This window comes from Streptomyces sp. NPDC026673 (assembly GCF_040638135.1).
Classification (GTDB): Bacteria; Actinomycetota; Actinomycetes; order Streptomycetales; family Streptomycetaceae; genus Actinacidiphila.
In genome coordinates this window covers 1-21,808 of record NZ_JBEZXR010000080.1, presented here as the reverse complement: position 1 = coordinate 21,808, position 21,808 = coordinate 1, and the positions used below count along the sequence as shown (strand labels likewise).

Sequence of the window (21,808 nt, the reverse complement as noted above, 5' to 3'; positions counted from 1 at the left end):
CATCGGCCGGCCCGATACCGCGCCGGCGTCTCCGCGGCGGTGGCCGACCTCAACGCGGGCTCGCTCGCGTTCGTCATGGGCACCGGCATCGTCTCCACGGCCCTGTACGTCAACGGCGCCGGCACCGCCTCCACGGTGCTGCTGTGGGTGGCACTGGCCGGATTCGCCGTACTGGTCCCGGCCTACGGCTGGCGGCTGCTGCGGAGGCGGGAGCGGTTCGTCGCGGACCTCCTCGGGCCGCGCGCCTTCGCCTTCCTCACCCTCGCCGTCTCCTCCAACGTGCTGGCCGCGCGCCTCGTACCGGACGGCCACACCGCGGTCGCCGGTGCGTTCCTGGCCTTCGGGACGCTGGGGTGGGTGGTACTGGACTACGGCATTCCGATCGCGCTCATCACCACCCTCAAGCGGGGCCCCTCGTTCGACCAGGTGAACGGCACCTGGTTCCTGTGGGCGGTGGGATCGGAGTCGGTGGCGGTCGCGGCGGCCTCGCTGGCCCGGGTGACGCCGGGCCACGTGCTGCCCGTGCTGGCGGTCGTGTGCTGGTCCGTCGGCCTGATGCAGTATCTCCTGACCGCCGCGATCGTCCTGGCCAGGCTGCTGGCCCGGCCGGTCCGGCCGGAAGGCCTCATGACCTCCGTCTGGATCTTCATGGGGGCGGCGGCGATCGTCGTGCTTGCCGCAGTGCGGCTGATCGCACTCCCGTCCGGCAGCGCCCTGTTGTCGCGCCCGCTTTTGGTCGGGTCGTCCGTCGTCCTCTGGTCGTTCTCCAGCTGGCTCATCCCGCTGCTGCTGGCCCTGGGCGTATGGCGGCACGCCCTGCGGCGCATTCCGCTGCGCTACGACCTCGGCTGGTGGAACCTCGTCTTCCCGGTCGGCATGTATGCCGTCACCACGCACGAGCTGGGACGCGCCACCGGAACCTCGTGGATGACCGGCGTGGGCCGCTGGGAGGTGTGGATCGCCGCGGCGTTCTGGGCCGTTGTGTTCGCCGCCATGGTGGGCGCCGCGCTCCGGCCCCGCCGCGTGAGCGCGCATCAATCCGCTTCCGATGTGGGGCAGGGTGCCGGCCGGCAGGGTGCCGGCTCGACGCCGTCCCGGACGCTGCCGTGAGCCGTGACAGGGGGAGGCCTTGCCGAGACCTTGCCGGCTTTGGTCCGACCGCCCTCGCCGTTGTCGCTGCGCGGAGGCCCGGACCACGACGGGTCCGCCCTGGAGATCCGGCCACCGGCGCCCAGGCCGGTTGTTCGGAAACCGGCCCCGAACGCAGCCGGCGTCACTCCCAGGTGCCGCACGAGGACCCAGCGGAGAGACTCGGGGGAGCCGAATCCCGTGGCCCTCGCCACGGCGGCCATGGGGTCATCGCCGTCCGTGGAACTGCGAGGCGCACGAGTCTGCCAGGACTGCGACAGGTCAGGACGCCGCCCCACGGCACCATCCCGGCGTCACGTCCACATCTGAGCGTTCTGTGTCCTGCCGCGCTGCGATGGCCGTCGCCCCGTGCCGCGTTCCAGTTCACGTCAGGAGACGACGGCGGATTGTGGAGGCGGGCGTGACCAAATGCGTCGCAACGCGCTTTCGTGCCCGTGGACCCACTCGCCGGTGACGACATCCCGGTGTCCGAGGGAAGGGCGCCGGGGCCGAACTAGCCGCGCGAGGCCGGCTCGACGCCGTTCCCCTGCCGCAGTCGACCGAGCCCAGGGACTGGAAGGAACCTTCATGGACTTGACGGACTACACTGCCGGCTTCCGGCCGGAACTGGTCGTGATCCCCTGCGGCGTACGCAAGCTGGACCATCGGGCCCAGGCTGCGGACATGTACATCGGTTCCTATCACCGAGCCTGCCGAAGGGCGGCCGAGGCGCTCCAACCGGATCGGCTCGTGATTCTCTCCGCCTTCCACGGCCTGCTGGATCTCAGTGACGAGATCGACCCCTACGACATCCCGCACGGACATCCCGACGCGGTGACGGTTCCGATTCTGCGCGATCAGGCGGAACGATTCGGCGTGACCGCACTCGACCCCGTCGTCATCCTCGGGGGCGCGCGTCACGTCGCCCTCGCCACGGCGATATGGCCACACGCGCGTACCCCGTTGACGGGGACGCGGGGTATGGGTGAGCAATTCGCGCGACTCACCGCGATGGCACGCGCGGCAGGCACGCAGCCCCCCGCCATGGCGAAGACCCGCAGCCCGCGACGAGCCGTGGCAGTGCGACGCCTCAACAGCTGACCGGGCAAGCACACCCGCGCAGATGACCGGGCCGTGGGTCGACATCGCACGCTCATGGTCGATCGTTTCCCACGCGTGCGGCGGGTGCGGTGCGGCAGAAGTCGGCCGCCGTGACACCGGCGGGGACTTTGAATCCGGCGGCGACCGCGGTGATGGGCGAGATCGACGGTGTGCGTGAACGCCCTTCCCGGTCGTGTCAACGCCACCGGCGCACACGTGTGCCGAGCGCCCGCGGTTTTGGTGCCGAGGGCTGAGAGGCCGGTGTGGCGGGCCCGTGCCGGACCGGGACCCGCGGCCCCGTGTACGGGGGAGGGCGGCGCCTCAGTACATGGACATCCCACCGTCGACCGCGGCGGTGGTACCGGTCATGAAGGCGTTGTCCTCGGTGGCGTAGAAGGCGACCGCCTGGGCGACGTCGGCCGGGCGCGCGAGGCGGCCGAGAGGGGTGGCGGCCACCTGCCGCTGCCTGAGCGCATCGTCCAGTACGTCCGCCGCCATCCGGGTGTCCTCCACGGGGCCGGGCGCGACGACGTTGACCGTGATGCCCTGCGGCCCCAGTTCCTGGGCCAGGTAGCGGGCGAACTGTTCCAGCGCGGCCTTGGCCGTGCCCAGTGCGATCATGCCCTCCCGCGGCCGGCGACTGAGACCGGTGCCGAGATAGACGATGCGCCCCCAGCCCTGTTCGGTCATGGAAGGGAGGACGGCCTTGGTGACCGCGAATGCCGCGTGCATCTCGGAGTTGAGCTTGCCGCCCAGTTCCTCCCACGTCATGTCCCGGAACGAAGCGACCGCGTACGGGATCAGCGCGTTGTGCACGAGCACGTCGACGCCTCCCCACGCCGCCCTGACCTGCTCCACCATTCCCTCGACGGCCGCCACCTCGCGCACGTCGGCCTGCACGGCCATGGCCCGGCCGCCTGCGGCCGCGATGTCCGCCACGACCTCCTCGGCCGGCTTGTCGCTGCGGAGGTAGTTGACCACCACGCGCATCCCACGCGAGGCCAGAAGACGCGCGGTGGCCGCGCCGATCCCGCTGCTGGCCCCCGTCACCAGTGCCACCCTTCCGGTTGCTCCGGTCATGGGCCCGGTTCCTCCTCGTCGTCGCGGGCCGTCGGGATGACCACCCTGGGTTGTTCGTCGCCGAGCCCGGCGCCGGCCCGGGCGGATCGCCCCGCAGAGCGCGGTGTCGACGGTTGTCCGCGGCAGTCCGCTCCTGTCCGGTCAGGGTCATCCGGCAGTTGCGAGGTGGGCGGCCTCTTCGACGCGCCGCGGGTGATCTCGCCGAGTGGCTCGGGTGCCATGGGAAGCAGCCCCCACCGCTGTCCGTCCCGGAACAGTTCGTCGAGGACCGTCGCGTTCACCCTTCGCTCTACGCACTGACGTAGCTTCACATCGGCCCGCCCGCTGTGAGCCGCGCCGCGCCGGTCCGCCCGAGCTCCGTGCCCGCGGCGACCGGGAACCGCTGGACCCGCCCGTCGAACGGCTGCTTTCAGGGGCTGTATCCCTACCGTCCGCGGCCCGGGACGTCCGCCGTCGGGGCGACGGTGGAGCGTTCGGGCGCGACGCGCCGGAGCCGGGTATGACTGGTGCTGCCGGTTGTGGGGGCGCGTCCGGTGGAACGCGTCAGTGGATGGGACCGCGACATGGGAAAGGATCCCCGTTGATGGGGGCAGTTGCCTGCGCTTTTCGCCGGTGCACCAACGATGAGCAGGGCGATGACGACGAGTACGCCGAAGGCGCCCGGCGCATGGACGTCCCCGCGACGCGCGGAGAACGAGTTCGATCCCCTTCCCTCCGATGCCGAAGCCGCTCGCATCTACGGCAGGGTCTGTGCCGCGGTGGTCGGTGCGGGCCGCAAACCTCGGCGCCGGGGCGCGGACTTGATGATTGCCTGGATCGCCATCGCCGAGGGCTACCGGCAGGCCGAGCGAGTACGAGCGGACGGTCTGGAGAGCCGGCGTCAACGGCATCACCGAGCGCGTCCGTGAACGGCTCGAGCCTCGGCGCCCAACCGTGCGATCAGATGACCGTCGGCGCTGCATCCGTCCTCCCGTCCGGTACCTTGCCCGCCCTCCCCACCTCATCGCCCCTGCTCTGCGGTCTCGCGGTTGACGTTCGGCCGCCGCCGGCAGTCGTCCCGCCTTCCGGGGGTCAGGGGCTGTCCGCGCCCGTCCCCTTCCGGCGGCCGCCGGCCCTGATCATGTGGATGCTGATGAGCAGCACCCACAGGGGGAACGTCAGCTGGAACCAGCCGGAGACAGGCGCGACGAAGAGGAGAAGGACCGCGGTCAGGTAACCGAGCCAGGTCATCCACCGTGGAAAGATCGACAACTGGAACCCGATCGTTGACGTACAGGCCGTGAAGACGGCAGCCATGCGCATGCAGTAGCCGCTGAGCAGGTCCAGGGCGAACGCGCGCCCGAAATCCCACACGTGCGGGTCCAGTGCCGGACCGCGCCATTCGGCCAGGGCGAGGAGGCTGCCCGTCCCGGAGGCCAGGGCGAAGAGCGTGGCGGCGAACAGGAGGCCGCTGCCGAGGAAGACCGTCGCGAAGAACTTGTCCTCGGCCTCTCCGATGTGGCTGCGTACCGCCCCCATGAACCAAAGGAAGATGATTCCGGCGAAGGGCAGTACGGCCAGTTCGGCCCGGGCCGCCTTGCGGCTCCAGGAATCCCTGAGCCAGTCCGTTCCGTGTGACGGCCCGCCCGGGATCGCACTGTGCAGCAGAACGATTGTGGCCCCCAGCAGCAGGGCGAACAGGATCCCCGCCGCACCCGCCGCCCGGGGTGTCCGCAGGGACCGGCCCACCCTCCCGATCGAGCCGGCTGTCTGCGGTTTATTCCCGTATTGCACCCGAAGTACGGTATGCCCCGAACAGGGGAAAACCTGGTGGTCGTAGGGGAGGCGCGCCGTGTGTCAGCCGTCCAGAGCGGTCGGCTACGGCGCCACGGGCAAAAGTCCGACAATCAAAGATCCGGCGACGAGGCGATGGGCGGGCGGGGCCGGCGGAATCCGGTCTCGGTCACGGTGCGCACAGGCCGGTCCGGGATGGGAACCGGCCGCGAGGTGAAACCGCTCGACGGGCGGGGTCGTTCACCCGGCGCGAAGACCCGCGCAGCGGTCAGGTCGGCGTGGCGGGCGGGGCGTGGCGGTTGTCTCCGCCCGGCGCTTCCCCACCTGGCCGGCTTGCGATCCATGAGCGCGCGTCCGCCATCGCGCGGTTCAGAGGGGCGAAGACGGCGCCCTCCGCGGGAACGACGCCGCCGGGCCCCAGTTCCCGCTCGATCCCCGTCATCCGGAGGACGCGTTCCAGACTGGGGGAGACGCCCGCGAGGATCAGCCGTCCGCCCCGGTTGTGCAGTTCGCGGGCGTAGCGCCGGATCACCTTGGCCATGGAGGAGGATGGCACGTCCGGGGCTCCGCGCAGGACGAGGATCAGGACCGCGTCGCGGGCGTCGTCGGTGCGCGGGAGGGCCTGTTCGATGTGGGGGAGTTCGGCGAAGAAGCTGGTGCCGTCGTAGTTGAGGACGGTGACGTCACCGGGCGGGAGCCGTTCCGGGGGCTCGGCGAGGTGCCAGTCTCCCCGCGGGTCACGGGTGAGGGCCCGGAACCGGGTCTGGCGGGCCGCTTGGACGCAGTACAGCAGCAGGGACAGCACCGCGCCGAGCACGATGGCCTGCTGGAGGGGCAGCTGCGTGGTGGCGAGGAAGGTCAGGACCATCGCCGCGGACGACAGCCACGATGTGCGCAGCACGAGCATGATGTCGTGGCGCTTGCCCCAGATCAGTTCCGCGCCCACCACCAGGATCAGCCCGCCGATGACCGGCATCGGGATGCGCTCGGCCAGGGGCGCGCAGGTGAGGACCACCAGCGCGAGCAGTACGCCGGCGAAGACACCCGCCCAGCGGGTGCGGGATCCCGCCGATACGGAGACCCCGGTGCGGGAGAGGGAGCCGCCGGAGGGAAGGGACTGGAAGAGGCCGCCGGCCAGGTTGGCCAGGCCCTGCGCGGCGAAGTCGCCGTTGGCGGAGGAACGTGAACCGTCCGGGTTCGGTACGGACGAGCCGATGCTCGCCGCCTGGGCCAGAGCGACCAGGGCCACGGCGACGGCGCCCCCGAGCAGGTGAGGTACGGCCGGGAGATCGGGGGCGGAGAAGCCGGGCAGGGCCGCGGGGATGTGCGCGATGTCGCGAACGAGCTCGACGTCCGTACCGAGGACGGCGACCGCGACACTGACCACGATCATGGCCACCAGCAGCGCCACCGGTTCCAGACGGTGGACCATCCGGGCGAGTGCCCACACGAGGATCGTTGCGATGCCGATGAGGGTCGCTGCGAGCTGCCAATGGCCGATGTGCACGATCCAGTCGCCCAGCTGGTACAGCCGGTTGTGGCCCTGGGGCCGGTAACCGGTCGCGTCCTTGAGGACGCCGGTGATGATCTGCAGGGCGATGCCCGCGGAGAAGCCGGTCATCACGGCGTTGGAGACGAAGCTCATCGCCACGCCGAGCCGCAGAACGCCCATGAGCAGCATGACGAGGCCCGCCAGCAGGGTGAGCGTGGCGACGTTGCCCGGGTCCGCCGGGTCCAGCCCCGCCTCCTGCAGCACGCTCTGCGAAGTCAGTGCGATGGCGCTGGTCAGCGTGGTGATCATGAGGACGGTTCGGGCGGTGAGCGCGCCGACGATCCCGGGGACGATTCCGGCGTACAGGCCCGCGATCGGGTTGAACCCGGCGATGGACGCGTACGCCATGCCCTCCGGAATCGAGAAGAGCCCGGTGACCAGGCCCGCGCCCGCGTCCGAGGGCTTGGGCTTGCCCATCGCCGCTAAGAGTCGCCGCACGATCGCCCGCTCCTTCACGTCATCGGCCCCACGATCGTGTCAGCGGACCGGATTCCTTGGAGCGGGCGCTCGCGGTCTGCATGACCGGCGTGATCCAGCCCGGTTCGGACGAGCGGTGCCGCTGTCGACCGGCCCCGCGGCACGGGGGCCTGGCATCACTCGCGGGCCATCATGGCCAGGGCCTCACGCTCGATATCGACGTATGGCTCTCCGCTGACGTCGACCGCGACGCGGTGAAGCGTGCCTCCGGTGAACGTCCAGGGAGCGGCGCCGGGGTAGTGGTCCGTAACGGGCTCGCCGCCGTCCCGGCCGACATTGAGTCCCTCACCGGCAATGGTGAACTTGCCGGGCTGGGTCTTGATCCGTCCTTCACCCACCTTGCGTTCGCCGTAGTGGAGGCTGAGGGTGCCGGTGGCGACACCGGGTGAGACCTCGCCGTCCTTCTTGAACGATGCGGCCAGGATGAGCCGCTCGCCCGTGGGGAGGTCTTCCTGCGCGGTGATCAGCTGCTGCTCGCTGCCCAGGAAGTTGTAGACGTAGTGGAGCCTGTTGTCGCGGACGTACAGGGCGTGTCCCCCGAACCGTCCGCCATGCGCGAAGAGCACCCCGGTGGCGCCGCGGGCCGGGAGGTCGACCAGGGCGCCGATCGAGTAGGAGCGATTGCGGATGTTGGCCGCCACCGACTCGGGCACCTCCGAACCACCGGGCCGGTAGACGTACCTGTTGCGAGGCGGGGCGATCTGCGGACGAGCCGTGGTGAGGATCTCCACTGCGGAGCGGTCGTCCAACGGGAACGCCTGGTTGACGCCTGCTTCGTGGAACCACAGGGCGATTAGCTCGTTGAGTTTCTGCGGCTCCTGCTCGGAGAGATCGTGCAACTCCGCCCGGTCCACGTCGGCGTGGTAGAGCTCCCAGGTGTCCTGGGGGAAGTTGCCCCAGCCGCTGATGGCCGGATGCGTGGTGACGGCCTTCCAGCCCTGGTGCCAGATGCCGCGGGTGCCGAGCATGGAGTAGAACTGCGTGCCCTTGGCCGTGGGGATGGTGGCGGCGTCGAAGCTGTACCGCATGCTCACCCCCTGCAACGGGATCTGGTGGTGGCCCTTGACGGTCTCAGGCAACTCGAGACCGAGGCAGTCGAGCACGGTGGGGACGATGTCGATCGCGTGATGGTACTGGTCGCGGACCTCGCCTCGCGCCGAGATGCCCGCCGGCCACGACACGATGCAGGGGTCGCAGGTACCGCCGTTGAAGGAATAGCGCTTCCACATCTTGAACGGGGCGTTGAAGGCCATCGCCCAGCCGTTCGGATAGTGGTTGTAGGTCTTGATCCCCCCGATCTCGTCGATCAGCGCCATGTTCTCCGCCAGGTCGTCGGCGACGCTGTTGAAGATCCTGTTCTCGTTGACCGAGCCGTTCGGACCGCCCTCGCCGCTGGCTCCGTTGTCGGAGACCAGCACGATGATGGTGTTGTCCAGTTGTTCGGTCTCTTCCAGGTAGGCGAGAAGGCGGCCGATCTGGTCGTCGCAGTGCGAGAGGAACCCGGCGTAGGTCTCCGCCATCCGCGCGAACAACCGGCGCTCGTCCTCGTCGAGTTCGGCCCAGGGACGGGTGTAGTCCAGCTCGGGGAAGGGTTCGCCCCCGGGGCCGGTCCGGGTCTGCGGCGTGCCGATCGGGTTGACCGGCGGCAGCTGCGTGTTCTGCGGGACCAGGCCCAACTCCTTCTGCCGGGCGAGGGTCTGCTCGCGCATCGCCTCGTAGCCGGCGTCGAACGCGCCCCGGTACCGCTCGATCCACTCCTTCGGCGCGTGGTGCGGGGCGTGCGCGCAGCCGGGAGCGTAGTACAGGAAGACCGGGCGTTCGGGGGCGATGGCCTTGACGTCGTCGATGTACTGGATGGCCCTGTCGGTGATGTCGACGCTGAAGTGGTAGCCCTCTTCGGGGGTGGCCGGCTGCTCGACCGGGTGGTTGTCGTGGACCAGGTCCGGGTACCACTGGTTGGTCTCGGCACCGAGGAAGCCGTAGAAGCGCTCGAATCCGCGTCCGACGGGCCAGTTGCGCTTTGTCGAGGCGAGGTTCATCTCGTCCTCCGGGCACAGGTGCCATTTACCGACGAGTGACGTGCTGTAGCCCTTCTCGACCAGGATCTCGGCGAGGGTGGCGCACTGCGGCGGAATGTGGCCGTTGGCGTTCGGGAAGCCGATGGCCGCCTCGCTGATGCAGGCCATGCCATTGGTGGTGTGGTTGCGGCCGGTGAGCAGGGCGGAGCGGGTCGGGGAGCACAGCGCGGTGGTGTGCCACTGGCTGTAACGCAGGCCGTTGGCGGCGATCCGGTCGATGTTCGGCGTCTCGATCGGGCCGCCGTAGCAGCTCATGGCACCGAACCCGACGTCGTCGAGCACGATGTACACCACGTTGGGCGAGCCGTCACGTGCCTTGGGCTGCTCGTAGGGCGACCAGTCCGGGACGGAGTCGCGGACATCGAGATTCACGACGCCTCGAAATTTCTCAGCCATGCGTGTCGCCTTCCACTGTCGAGCGCACACCAGGGTCGCGCGCCACGGTCGCCGGACGCTGTTCAGCCTTTCCTGTGAGGTGGCGCGCGGCCAGGCCAGGCATCCGAACGAGTGACCGGCACGGGCGGCGCCCAGGTGGCGCTGGAGCGCCGGATGGGCATTGCGGCTCACCGAGCCGTAGTGGCCGCGGTCGCTGGGTGACCGGGTCGCACGCAGAGCCGTGTGAATCTCTCACGAGCTGCGTCACCCGCACGGTGGTCCATGAGGTGCTATCCGGCGCCGAGCCCCCAAGACTGAGCACCGTCACGGACGTGAGGGCGGACGTGTGTCGCGCACCGGCGCGTGTGCGGTTTCCCTCGTGGGCAAAGGAGATTCGGGATGATGCACAGCGCTGGCAGAACCCGGTGGAAGCGTTTCGCGGCCTTCATGGTTCCCAGCGTCGTGGCCTGCGCAACCCTCGGTATCGTCATGGCGCAGGGAGCGCTGGCCGCGTCATTCTTCATCTCAGGCCAGAGGTTCAAGGTCGCCGCGAATTCGCTGACCGCTCGCGGACTGAGCATCTACGGCATGGTGGACGTTACCAGGAAGGGCGAGCTCGTGCCCGTCCTGGTCACCGGAGCCAGGCAGGCGTCGGTCAGCGGCTTGTGTCAGTCCCTTGTTCTCGATCTTCCCGTGCTGGGCCCGTACACGCTGAGGCTCACCGGCGGCGACCGACGACCCGCCGAAGCCACGAACATGTTCCTCGACTCGACGGCCCAATTCGCCGGGAACGCCAACTTCAGCGACATCGACATCGGTATCGCCCAAGGAGCTATCACCAAGGGACCGATCAATCCCGGCGACAGGGACTCGCGCTTCTTCGACCCCGACGGCTTCGGGCAACAAGCCGCCGGGGCCACCCTGACCGACGTACGCGTGACCGCGGTCGCCATCTCCGCCGGCACGTTCAACGTCCCCGACCTGAGCGTGCAGCTCAAGCAAGGCCACCACGAATGCTTCTGACTCCCATCTGGAAACGAGCGCGCAGGCCCGAGATCGCTCCGCCCTCCGCTCCTGCACCGAGCGCAGGACCCACTCGGGCGCGACACGTGCTCGACAAGCTCTCATGGAGACACATCGCACGGCGCCTCGCGGCCGAACAAACGCGGGGCAGGTTCCGGACCTGGTGCGGCCGGCGCCCCTTCCGCGCAGGACTGGTCACCTTCGGAACCGGATTGCCGATCCCGTACTGGCGCGAGGTACGGGGCAGGTTCAGGATCTGGCGCGGCCGGCGTCCCTTCTGGGCGGGGCTGGTCACCTTCGGGGCCGGATTGCCGATCCTGTACTGGCCCTACGCGAACCTCGACCTGGGCAGCGTCCCGCTCTCCCTGTCGACCACGTCCGGCGCCGGATCGCTGCTCATCGGGGTCCTCCTGATCGTCCTGGGTCTGTCCCTCTGGTACCAGCCGCATCACCGTATGTTCGCCGGCATCGCGACCCTGCTGCTGGCAGTGATCTCCTTGCCCGTGGCGAACTTCGGGGGGCTCCTCATCGGGATGCTCGCCGGCCTGGTCGGCGGCTCCCTGGCCTGCTCCTGGAATCCACCGGCCGTCGTGGCGGAACCGCCCACACCGGACTGCCCGTTCACGGTCGCGGAACCCCTGACGGCCGATGAGCCGCGATCGGATCCGGCCGATCTGCCCGGGTCCGAGGTGGCGTACTCGACCGCCGGATAGGCACCCATCGCGGCCGATCCCCCTCCCTCCCCGCTCCGCCGCTCGGCGGCTCTCCCGGGTCAGTCCGCGGTCCTGGTGACGGCGGGGGGCTGCCACGTGCCGTCGAGCGCCGTGGAATGGGGCCAGTAGGCCCGCAGGTAGAGGGAGAAAGGGCCGTCAGGGGCCGGGAGCCAGTTGGGCAGGTCGCGGTCGTCGGCGGGCGGACGGACGCCGGCGTGCAGGGTCAGGGAGTCGTCCGCGTTGAGGCACAGGGTCTTGTTCTTGGTGCCCAACGAGTAGCGGTCCAGGTCGTTGGGGTGGAAGAAGTGGTGCTGGTTGTAAAGGGTGACGGACCAGAACCCCCGCACCGGCGCCAGCGAGCCCTTGGGGAAGGTGAGGGTGTAGGCGTGATCCCCGGTGAGGCGCTCGCCGTCCTTGTCGAAGTCCTGGTAGAAGTACGCGGTCTCGGTGGGCAGGTTGACGAAGATGTTGGCTCGCGCCATTGCGGTGCGTGAGAGGTAGTCACCACCGAACGCGGCTCCGTTGCGCTGGGTGCTCCAGTGGTGGTCCAGCGGAATGCCGATGTTGCGGAACTCGAAGAGCTCCCGCATCAGGGTCGCCTCGGCGTCGATCGCGGTCTCCCGCAGCACGTCCGCGACACGTGGGTCGCGAGCCGCCTCGCTGAGGACGGACCGCACGAGGGCGTGCAAGGCCTCCTCGCCCGGGCGTGCCGGTACCTCGTCCAGGATGGTGGGCAGGACGTCGAAGAACACGGTCGGGTCGACCCACCGGGTCTCCTGCTCGCTGCCGGTGGCGTCGCCGGCCGGGTAGGACGGTGCCTGGGACCAGTCGGTGGTGCGTGCCTTCCCGGTGAACTCGGCGAGGGGGTAGGCCATGATCTGGTTGAGGAGCGGCTGGATGGCGGCGCGGTCCTCGTCGGTGTCGTTCATGAAGACCCGGGGGATGCACGCGGCGATGCGGGTGTCGAACCGGAACACCCCTGCGATGCCGTCGGGGACCGGGCCGTCCCAGGCGGCCGGCGCCAACAAGTAGCAGCCGGGCCCGGTGCCGTACATGGCGCCGAGGCGTGCGAACGACTCGGTGCGCTGGTCGACGACCTGATACACCCAGAACCGCTCCCCGAAGTCCGGTACCTGGACCACCGACGGGCCCCGGTGGGCGTCCAGGATGCCGAGCCCGTAGGCGACGTCCTGATTCGGGCAGGCCACCACACGCTCCTGCGGGTCGATGTAGTCGTGCAGCATCCCCAGCGCCCCGGGCGGCCCTGCCGGCACGATGCCGCCCAGCAGCCCAGGAGCCGGCACCTTCTCCATGATCGTGAGCCGGTTGTGCATGTTCACCAGCGGCCAGCCCCACAGGTAGGCGAGGCGGCCCATCGTTCGCAGGTAGTCGGCGGTCATCCGGCCCCCGGCGACCGGGAGCGCAAGGGCGTCGGAGGGGGAGGTCGACATGCACCGACAGTAAGAACCCCGTCCCGGAGCCGCACCGGGACGGGGCTGTTCAGGTGACCGGGCACCACAGTGCTCCCGTAGCTTCGCGACGATACGAACACCGCGCGCTCCGGCGCCGACTCCCGAGGTCGTGAACAAACGCTGCCCGTTCCCGTGAACAAAGCGACCCTGTCTTCCACCGGGTGACGAAAACAGTCGGTGAGGCCGAGTCGCAGGCCGCCTTCCCTGTGGCAGATCAGGAGGCGTCGGGGAAGACGCGGGCCCAGTCGTCCTTGACGCTGGCGGTCAGCCACGCATGCCTTGAGGCCTCGGCCAGAGCCCGCTCCGCGCCCGCGTCGTACGGGGGGTCGTCACGGGTGCCGTCATCGTGGTGGATCAGGACGGCCAGTCCGCGCGGTGCGGAGGCGGCGTAGGTGAGCATCTCGATGTCGCCGTTGGAGTTGCCACAGGCCAGTACCGGGCGGCGGCCCAGACGATTCCAGATGCGCGCGGGCTTCTCGGGGCCGTCGTCCAGCACGCGGATACCGTCCCCGTAGACCACGGAACGCCTGTCGGCGCACCAGCGCGTATCGGCCGTGGAACCGATGACCTGCTCGGGGGACACGCCGTACATGCTGTGGGCGACGACCCTCATGAAGTCCCGCCCGCCTCCGGAGGCGATCACGGTGGCGAACCCGTTTTCCCGCAGGTAGGCGAGGAGTTCCAGCATGGGCTGGTAGGCGCAGGTCCGATACGGACGCCGCAGCACGGGGTGCTGCCCGGTCCGGAAGAACTCCCGCACCATCGCGGCCACCGTATCGGTGTCCAGGTCCCGCTGTGTGGCGATCACCGCCTCGGCGAGCGCCGGCAGCCGGGTGTCGTCCCCGGCGTAGTGGTCCTCGACCACCGAGGCGATCCACGCCGGATCGCCGGAAGCCGCCGAGGCGTACGGTTCACGATCCGCCAAGGAGGGATCAGACCGAACCATCTGCCGCCATCGCTCGGTGAGGTAATACACCTGGATGGGCATCGGCCGCTCCGGCCACAGCGTGCCGTCGTTGTCGAAAACGGCGATCCGGTCGGGTGGCTCGAGAAAATGCTCGCCCGGGGTGGTCAGCTCCTCCACGAAGCGGAGCAACGCCGTACGGGTCTGCCCGTCGCGCCAGGACGGGAGCGGCGGATGACTCACGAGCGGCTCCTTGGGTTGTGGGTCGGGGACAGGCCGGGAGCGGGCGGGCCGCGCCGGCTCCCGGGGTGTGATCAGCGCAGCACACAGCGGAACCCCATATGGCAGGTCGCGGTGTCCTCGGACTGGCCCTGGCGGGCCGCGGGGCGGTAGCGCAGGCAGTAGTTGGGAGCGCACAGGTACGAGCCGCCTTTGACGACTCGGCGGGGGAAGCGCTCGGCGTCGACCGCGGTCTCGACCGGTTGATCCACCGATGGGTTGCGCGGGGCGCAGCAGGCCCCTGGGGCCGGCTCGGGGTGGCGGGCGGCGAAGTGGTCGCTCGTCCACTCCCAGACGTTGCCGGCCATGTCGTACAGACCGTAGCCGTTGGGCGCGTAGGTACGAACCGGGGTGGTGCCCGGAACCGAGCGTGCCTTCGCGGTCGGCACGTACTGCCACGGGAAGGCGCCGTGCCAGGTGTTGGCCATGCGCCGGCCCTTGGGAGCGAACTCATCGCCCCAGGGGAACACCGCGGCCTCAAGACCCCCACGAGCGGCGAACTCCCACTCCGCCTCCGTGGGCAGCCGTTTGCCGGCCCAGGCGGCGTAGGCGGCGGCGTCCTCGTAGGCGACCTGAGTGACCGGATGCAGCTCCCGGCCGTTGAGAGTGCTGCCGACGCCCAGGGGACGCCGCCAGCAGGCGCCGGGAGCGTAGGACCACCACTGCCGCCAGTCGTCGAGGTCCACCGGCCCGGGCGTCATCCGGAACACCAGCCCCCCGGGAACGAGCGCAGCGGGATCGGCCTGAGGGAAGTCCGCGGGGTCGAGCTCACGTTCTGCAGCCGTCACATATCCGGTGTTCTTCACGAACCGGCGGAAGGCGGCGACGGTGACGGGATGGGCATCCATCCAGAAGCCGTCCACCACCACCGAGTGCACGGGCTGCTCCTCGGGATAGAAATCGGCCGACCCCATCAGGAAGGTTCCGCCCGGAACACTGACCATGCCGCGGGTCGGGGACGCCGTGCGTGGCTGCGCCGCGATGCTCATGCCCCTCAGCGTGCCCCAGCCCTCCGAGCCCGATGAGAACGACGCGCGCCCGGTCCCGCCAAAGGGCTACGCCTGCTGGGCCCGGCCGCGCGGCCGCGGCCATTCCGATTCGGCGTGGGTGACGGCCTTCGCGAGATTGGCGACAGTCAGTAGTCAAGACCACCTGACCCCCAACCGGGGCAAGCGGTGGGCGCAGATGCACGGGATCTCGCGGGTTGCCCCACGGATCGCGGTTATCGCGCCTACTCCACGGCTTTTGCCTGAACCAGGAGCAGGGCCATGTCGTCGGTGCCGGGCGTGGTGCGGGCGGCGTGGTGGATGAGGGTGTCGGCGAGGGCGTCGACGGGCTGCTCCGGCGCTTGGCCGAGCAGACGGGCGAGCTCACTGATGGCCTCGTCGATGTCGGTGCCCGGGGGCTCGACGAGGCCGTCGGTGTAGAAGGCGAGAGTGGTACCGGGGGGCAGCGGGATCTCCGCAGTGGTGTAGTCGGTGTGCGCCTGGATGCCCAGGAGCAGCCCGGGCGGCAGCGGAGGACATCGGTGCGACCGTCGGGGTGGCGGATCAGCGGCCGGGGATGGCCGGCGGTGGCCAGGTGGGCGCGGTGCCCGGCCATGTCGAGGTGGGCGTAGAGGCAACTGGTGAAGAGTCCCGCGTCGAGGTCGATCAGGAGGGGGTTGGCGCAGGCGAGCACCTCGTGAGGACGTGGGCCCGACGTAGCGTGGGAGTGGACGGCAGCGCGGACCTGTCCCATGAGTGCGGCAGCGTTGACGCTGTGGCCCTGGACATGGCCTATCACCGCGGCTGCACAGGTGGCGGTGTCGCAGTGGATCAGGTCGTAGAAGTCGCCGCCGACCTCCATGCCCCGGCCGGCTTGCCGGTACCGGGCGGCCACCTCCAGACCCGGGACGCACGGCAGGCTCCGGGGCAGCAGTCCGGTCTGCAGACTTGTGGGCCAGCTGCTGCTGGGTGTCGTACAGACTCGCGCGGTCCAGGGCCTGCGCGACGAGTCCGGCCAGGGCTGTCAGGACCGCGCGTTCCGCCGGGGGGAAAGGTCGGGCGTGGTCGTAGGACAGCACGAGGGCCCCCACGGAATGCCCCGACGTGATCAGGGGCAGGAAGGCCCAGGCGTCGCGGGATCGGTAACGGACGGCATCGGGATAGGCGCGCCGGAAGTCCGCGAAGCTGGTGAAGAAGGGGCGCTCAAGGCCGACGTTCGTCGGTGGGGCGGGCACGATGCCGGGGTCCCGTGCGTCCGGCCGAGTCCTGCGCTTTCCGGCATGACCACGCGGCGGCTCCCCACCGTCAGGGCGACGTCAGGGTTTGCCGCGGAGCGAGATCGCGGCCTGACCTGCGGGCATAGCCTCAGTGCCGGACGCGGGCCCGTGCCCGGGCCGCGCATTCCCTTGCTCCAGGAGGAACACCATGTGTCTCCACGTGTACGGCGAAGACCCCGAGCCCGCTGAAACGGACCCGGCTGGGCTTCTCTTCGTCCCCGCCCAGTCGGGTCACGTCGGCTGTACGCCCCGCTACTTCCCGGCGGACCGGGCGGACGCCGATGGGGCAGGGCTCGGCATCGACCAGGAGGTCGGCGTCGGCCAACTGGTGTTGCCGAAACCCCGTAGTCGTACATGATGCTGTCCCGCCCGGTTACGGCCGGCGGATGTCCACTACGCACCGATTCCTTTGCGGCGGACGAAGCTCTCGGGATTCATACGGGGCCCTAACGCCATCTTGATTTTGGTTTCCGTCGCCGGTCGTCGAACGGTGTTACAGTTCGAATCCGTTGAAGGATAAGCGCCTGGAAATGGGGTACGTGTGGCAGAGGTTGTCTCAGCCCGCCGCACTGCGTGAATCCACTCCACTGCATGCGCCCCGAATCGTGCTTGCGACCCGTGTTGAGCTGGAGAGTTGCAGCGGTGCTGCGCTGTGGCATACTCCACGCGCACGGTGAACAGTGAGCTCGATGAGAACTGATCTTCATGTAAATGCGTCCTGTGTGCACGAGGCATTCGAGCGGCAAGCGCGGAGAACTCCGGACCGCACCGCGGTGGTGGTCGGGGATGCCAGATTCGGTTACGCGGAAATCGATCGCCTGGCGAATGGCGTCGCCAGGCGATTGCGCGCCTCGGGGGTGCGCAAGGGTGACCATGTCGGTCTGTGTGTCCAGCGGGACAAGTGGCTGGTCCCGGCGATCCTCGGCGTGATGAAGGCCGGTGCCGCCTACGTACCCCTGGATCCGGCCTACCCCGAGGAGCGCATCAGGTTCATCGCAGAGGACGCCTCGCTCTCGGCGGTCCTCACCTCGGCGGGCACGGAGCACGTCGTGCCGGCCACTGCCACGCCCGTGCCCGTCGAGGACACGCAACCGGCCGACGGCCTCGGTCCGGAGACCGATCCGCACAGCCCCGCGTACGTGATGTACACCTCGGGATCCACGGGCACGCCGAAGGGCGTGGTCGTGGAGCACCGCAATCTCCACACCCTGATCAGCTGGTACGCGGACTACCTCTCCGCGGACGAACTGCGGGGAATGCTGGCCGCGACGTCGGTGTGCTTCGACCCGTCGACCGTCGAGATCTTCGCGCCCCTGGTGGCCGGGGGAACCGTCATCCTGGCGGAGAACCTGTTCGCCGTGCCGGCGCTCCCGGCCCGCTCCGAGGTGACCGTGCTCATCGCCGCGGCGTCCGCCCTGTCGGCGCTGCTGCGGGACACCCTGCCGCCGAACGTGCGAACCGTCATCACGGGTGGTGAGTTGGTCACCCGTGCCCTGTGCGACCGGGTCTACGCCCACCCCCAAGTCCGGCGGGTGCTCAACGGCTACGGCCCCACCGAGTGCACCGTGGCCTGCACCATGGAGGAGGTCGACCGGCACGGCACCGGCAACCCCTCGATCGGGCAGGCGATCGCCGGAGCGGAACTGTCCGTCCGGTCGCCGGACGGCGCCATCCTGGCCGAAGGGGAGACCGGCGAGCTGTGGATCGCCGGGCCGTGTGTCTCCCGTGGATACCTCAACCGCCCTGAACTGACCGCCGAGCGGTTCGGCTCGTTCGGGTACCGCACGGGCGACCTGGTGCGACGCGTCGGGGACACCTACCACTTCGTCGGACGCGCCGACGAACAGGTGAAGGTCGGCGGCGTCCGGCTGGAACCGGGCGAGGTCGAGGCCGTGCTCGCCGACCATCCCGGTGTCCGGCACGCCGTCGTGCTGGCCACCGGGGACCGGCTCGTCGGATACGCCGAGTCGGACGCGACGACCGAAGGGGAACTGCGCGCCTGGCTGACCGCCCGGCTGCCGTCGCACGCCGTCCCCTGGCGGATCGCCGTGCTGCCCCGCCTCCCCGTCCACCCGACGGGCAAGGTCGACCGCGGGGCACTGCCCGTCATCACGGCGGGACGCCGGCCCGACGCCCCGTACACCGCTCCACGCGACGCCACCGAGCAGCTCGTCGCGGACGTCATCGCCGAGGTCCTGGGCATCGACCAGGTCGGCGCCGACGATCGCTTCGCCGACCTCGGCGGACACTCGCTCGCCGCCGCCCGGGTCGTCAGCGAGCTCGGACGACGTCGCAGGACGCCTGTGCCGCTCGCGACCTTTCTGAACCACCCCACCGCGGCCTTGCTCGCGCGCGCCCTGGACACCATCGCCGCCGAACCACCCCTGCGCCGCACGCCGGGCCTGTCCCGCTATCCGCTCACCGCCATGCAGCGGGAGTTCTGGCTGCTGCGCCAGCTCGCCCCGGACGTCCCCGTCACCACCCTGACGATGCGCATCGGTGTGAGCGGCCCCGTGAGCGGGCCTGCCGTACGCGAGGCGCTGGACGCCATCGTGCGACGCCATGAGGTGCTGCGTAGCACCGTCCGCTTCGACACCGAGCCGTACCTGGTGGTCGGCCCGCCGGTGCCCGTCCCGGTCACCGAGGCAGACCTGCGGGCTCTGCCCGCCGACGAGCAGCAGCGGCGTCTCGACGTGCTGCACCAGGACACGGCGGGGCACACCTTCGACCTAGCAACCGAAACCCTGCTGCTGCGGGCGACGTTCGCCCGCACCGCCGACGACGCGGGCGAACTGTTCGTGGCCGTCGACCACATGGCCTTCGACGGCGCCTCCGTGCCGGTGTTCCTGCGCGAACTCGCCGCAGAGCTCGCTGGAGACCCGGTGGACGACCTTCCCCTGCAGATCGGCGACATCGCCCTCCACGAGCAGGAACTCGACGCCGATCGTCCTCGCCACGAGCGATTGGATGCGTTCTGGAGGACGGCCCTGGAAGGAGCCGTCCTACCTGACGACCTGCCCGGGAGCGACGAGGCACCGGGCTGGGCCACCGAGCGCGTGACCGTCCCCCTGGAGCAGCCGCTGCTGGCCCGCCTGAGCCGCTTCGCGGCCGAGACCGGGACGACCCCGTTCGCCGGCTACCTGGCCGCCCTGGGACTGGTGACCGGCGGCCTCAGCGGACACGACGACGTCGTCATCGGCGCGGCCGCCGCCCGCCGCCACCGGACCGGAACCGAGCGCCTGCTGGGCCCCCTGGTGGACACGCTGCCGTTGCGACTGCGCCTCGACGGCGACCTGACCTTCCGCGACCTGGCCCGGCACTGCGGCACGACCACCGTCGCCGCCCTCGCCCACCAGGAACTCCCCGCCCGGGAGCTGATCGACCACCTGCCCGCCCACCGGGCGAACGGCGCGTCGCGCACTCCGGTCGTCATCACCATGCTGCCGCTCGACGAACCCGCCACGCTGTCCGGCGGGCCCTTCCGCCTCGACCTGCGCTCCGACCGGGGGAGCGGTGCCGCGGCCAACGAACTGTCGGTCTTCGTCTCCCGTACGGCCACCCGCGCCGAGCTCCAGATCGAATACGCCACCAGGCGGTTCACCCGGGCGGACGCGGAGTCCTTCGCCGAGCGCATGCTGAGCACCTTGCAGCGCGGGCTGGCTGCTCCCGATCTCCCGCTGACCGGCATCGAGCTGGTCACACGGCAGGAACGTGACGCCGTGCTGACGTTCGCCGAGGGTCCCGCCCTGCCGGAGTCCGTGCCGGCGACCGTGGTCGACGCCGTGCTCGCCGCGGCCGGGGCACGGCCGGATTCGGTCGCGGTGACCGGGCCCGAAGGCTCCCTCACCCACGCCGAACTCGCGGCTTGGTCCGGCCGGGTGGCCGCAGGGCTGCTCGACGCCGGGATCGGTCCTGGCGACGTCGTCGGGGTGAGCGTGCCCCGGGACCACTACCTCCCCGCCGTCCTGCTGGCGGTGTGGCGAGCCGGGGCGGCCTATCTGCCGTTGGACGCCGACTACCCGGCAGAGCGCCTGGCCCAGCTCGCCGCCGACGGCGGCGCCCGGGCGGTGCTGGCGCGCGGACCGGTTCCGCCCTCTCTGCCCACCCCGCTGGACGCCGACGAGCTGGCCGCGCACGCTGTCCCGCGCGCTCTGCCCGGGGCACGCCCCGAGGGCCTGGCCTATGTGCTCCACACCTCGGGGTCGAGCGGCCGGCCGAAGGGCGTCGAGGTGACGCACGCCAACCTGGCCGCCTTCGTCGAGGGATTCCGAGCCACGCCCGGCATCGGTCCGGCCGACTCGATGGCAGCCGTGGCTCCCCTCTCCTTCGACGTCTCGGTCGAGGAGATCTGGGCACCGCTGGCGGTCGGCGCGCGCTGCGTCATCGTCGAACGGGCCTGCGCGACGGACGGATACGCCCTGGCCGAGCGGATCACCGGCAGCGGCGTCACCGTGCTGCACCTGACGCCCACGTCGATGCGCATGCTGCTCGCCGCGGACTGGCCGGGCCACCCGGAGATGCGCGTCCTCACCGGCGGCGAGGTGCTGGACCCGCAGCTCGCGAGCGAACTGCTGGGCAGGGTCGGTCAGGTGTGGAACTCCTACGGGCCGACCGAGACGACCGTCACCGCCACCGTTCACAGGGTGGCGGCGACGGACGACCCGGTCCCGATCGGCCGTCCGGTGGCCGGCGCGCGCTGTTACGTGGTGGATCCGCTCGGGCGACTGGTACCGCCGGGAGTGGTCGGCGAGTTGTGGGTGGCCGGCAGCGGCGTGGCACGTGGATACCGGAAGCTCGCCTCGACGGCGTTCACGGCCGACCCCTTCGTGCCCGGCGAGCGCTGTTACCGCACGGGTGACCGGGCCCGCTGGCGGAGCGACGGGACGCTGGAGTACCACGGCCGGCGTGACGGTCAGGTGAAGGTGCGCGGATACCGCATCGAGCCGGGCGAGATCGAGGTCGCGCTCCGAGCCGACGCGCGGGTGGCCGACGCAGTCGTGGCGGTGTCCGGCTCGGGCGGCGACGCCCATCTGGTCGGCTATCTGGTGCCCGACACCATCGACGCCACGGCCGTCCAGGCGCGGCTCCGCCTGCGACTGCCCGAGCACATGGTCCCCAGCCGGTGGGTGGGAATGCCCGCGCTGCCCACCCTGTCCAGTGGGAAGGTCGACCGTGCGGCACTGCCGCAACCGACGGAGGATTCCGGGCGCTCGCAGGTGCCGCCCAGTGGAGAGGCCGAACAACTCGTCGCCGACGTGTGGGCCGCGGTGCTGCGGGTTTCCGCGGTCTGGCAGGGCGACAACTTCTTCGCCCTGGGCGGTCACTCCCTGGCCGCCACCCGTGTCGCCGGTCGGCTGCGGGAAGCCCTGGACATTCCCGTGGCGGTGAAGTTGCTCTTCGACCACCCCGTCCTCGCCGACTTCGCGGCCGCCCTTGAGGGGCTGCTGCTCGACGGCGTGAGCGGCGCAGACCAGGACGCCGACGTCTGACAGCGCGGTGCGGTCCGGTGAAGGGGACCGCACCGCGCGTTCGCGGCAACCGCATGTGGTGGCCCGCGGGCGCGGGGAGCAATGACTGGCCGCTCAGAGCC

The 21,808-nt window shown here is 70.4% G+C and carries 12 protein-coding genes and 2 pseudogenes; 6 read left to right on the top strand and 8 right to left on the bottom strand.

Translation table 11 applies throughout. The features are described from left to right. Nucleotides 1-39: 39 nt before the first annotated feature. Both AB0F62_RS35320 and AB0F62_RS35315 read left to right on the top strand, forming a co-directional pair. Nucleotides 40-1,110, top strand: coding sequence for a tellurite resistance/C4-dicarboxylate transporter family protein (locus tag AB0F62_RS35320; protein ID WP_361809161.1), 1,071 nt, complete (start codon nt 40-42; stop codon nt 1,108-1,110). A 606-nt stretch (nt 1,111-1,716) separates the two neighbouring features. Further along, nucleotides 1,717-2,229, top strand: coding sequence for a DUF6884 domain-containing protein (locus tag AB0F62_RS35315; RefSeq protein ID WP_361809158.1), 513 nt, complete (start codon nt 1,717-1,719; stop codon nt 2,227-2,229). A gap of 321 nt (nt 2,230-2,550) precedes the next feature. Here the strand turns inward: AB0F62_RS35315 and AB0F62_RS35310 are convergent, their stop codons facing one another. Then, nucleotides 2,551-3,309 carry an SDR family oxidoreductase gene (locus tag AB0F62_RS35310; RefSeq protein ID WP_361809155.1) on the bottom strand — a complete coding sequence of 253 codons (759 nt, stop codon included), beginning with the start codon at nt 3,307-3,309 and terminating at the stop codon, nt 2,551-2,553. Nucleotides 3,310-3,916: 607 nt separating this feature from the next. Between AB0F62_RS35310 and AB0F62_RS35305 the strand changes: the two are divergent. Next, nucleotides 3,917-4,139: pseudogene (locus AB0F62_RS35305) on the top strand (VapC toxin family PIN domain ribonuclease); the annotation flags it as partial. A 241-nt stretch (nt 4,140-4,380) separates the two neighbouring features. Here AB0F62_RS35305 and AB0F62_RS35300 read toward each other — a convergent pair. From AB0F62_RS35300 to AB0F62_RS35290, 3 genes are all read right to left on the bottom strand, one after another. Then, nucleotides 4,381-5,082 carry a hypothetical protein gene (locus AB0F62_RS35300; RefSeq protein ID WP_361809152.1) on the bottom strand — a complete coding sequence of 234 codons (702 nt, stop codon included), beginning with the start codon at nt 5,080-5,082 and terminating at the stop codon, nt 4,381-4,383. Between the two features lie 268 nt (nt 5,083-5,350). After that, the gene (locus AB0F62_RS35295) at nt 5,351-7,072 is read right to left on the bottom strand and encodes a SulP family inorganic anion transporter (RefSeq protein ID WP_361809149.1); all 1,722 of its coding nucleotides are present in this window, start codon (nt 7,070-7,072) and stop codon (nt 5,351-5,353) included. Nucleotides 7,073-7,227: 155 nt separating this feature from the next. Next, nucleotides 7,228-9,585, bottom strand: coding sequence for an arylsulfatase (locus AB0F62_RS35290; protein WP_361809146.1), 2,358 nt, complete (start codon nt 9,583-9,585; stop codon nt 7,228-7,230). 378 nt (nt 9,586-9,963) lie between these two features. On the opposite strand from AB0F62_RS35290, the gene AB0F62_RS35285 reads away from it, so the two are divergent. Both AB0F62_RS35285 and AB0F62_RS35280 read left to right on the top strand, forming a co-directional pair. Then, nucleotides 9,964-10,587, top strand: a complete 624-nt coding sequence (locus AB0F62_RS35285) for a DUF6230 family protein (protein ID WP_361809143.1) — start codon at nt 9,964-9,966, stop codon at nt 10,585-10,587. A 212-nt stretch (nt 10,588-10,799) separates the two neighbouring features. Next, nucleotides 10,800-11,300, top strand: a complete 501-nt coding sequence (locus AB0F62_RS35280) for a DUF6114 domain-containing protein (RefSeq protein WP_361809140.1) — start codon at nt 10,800-10,802, stop codon at nt 11,298-11,300. A 59-nt stretch (nt 11,301-11,359) separates the two neighbouring features. On the opposite strand, the gene AB0F62_RS35275 is transcribed toward AB0F62_RS35280, so the two are convergent. From AB0F62_RS35275 to AB0F62_RS35260, 4 genes and pseudogenes are all read right to left on the bottom strand, one after another. After that, nucleotides 11,360-12,751, bottom strand: a complete 1,392-nt coding sequence (locus tag AB0F62_RS35275; protein WP_361809137.1) for a DUF1214 domain-containing protein — start codon at nt 12,749-12,751, stop codon at nt 11,360-11,362. Nucleotides 12,752-12,986: 235 nt separating this feature from the next. Continuing rightward, nucleotides 12,987-13,919, bottom strand: a complete 933-nt coding sequence (locus AB0F62_RS35270) for an HAD family hydrolase (protein WP_361809134.1) — start codon at nt 13,917-13,919, stop codon at nt 12,987-12,989. Between the two features lie 71 nt (nt 13,920-13,990). Then, nucleotides 13,991-14,944: a formylglycine-generating enzyme family protein gene (locus AB0F62_RS35265; protein WP_361809131.1), complete on the bottom strand. Its 954-nt coding sequence runs from the start codon at nt 14,942-14,944 to the stop codon at nt 13,991-13,993. Nucleotides 14,945-15,186: 242 nt separating this feature from the next. After that, nucleotides 15,187-16,137 (bottom strand): annotated as a pseudogene (locus AB0F62_RS35260) (SpoIIE family protein phosphatase); the annotation flags it as partial. 770 nt (nt 16,138-16,907) lie between these two features. Here AB0F62_RS35260 and AB0F62_RS35255 point away from each other — a divergent pair. Continuing rightward, on the top strand, nt 16,908-21,707 hold the full coding sequence (locus AB0F62_RS35255; protein ID WP_361809128.1) for an amino acid adenylation domain-containing protein: 4,800 nt from the start codon (nt 16,908-16,910) through the stop codon (nt 21,705-21,707). The last annotated feature ends 101 nt before the right edge of the window (nt 21,708-21,808 follow it).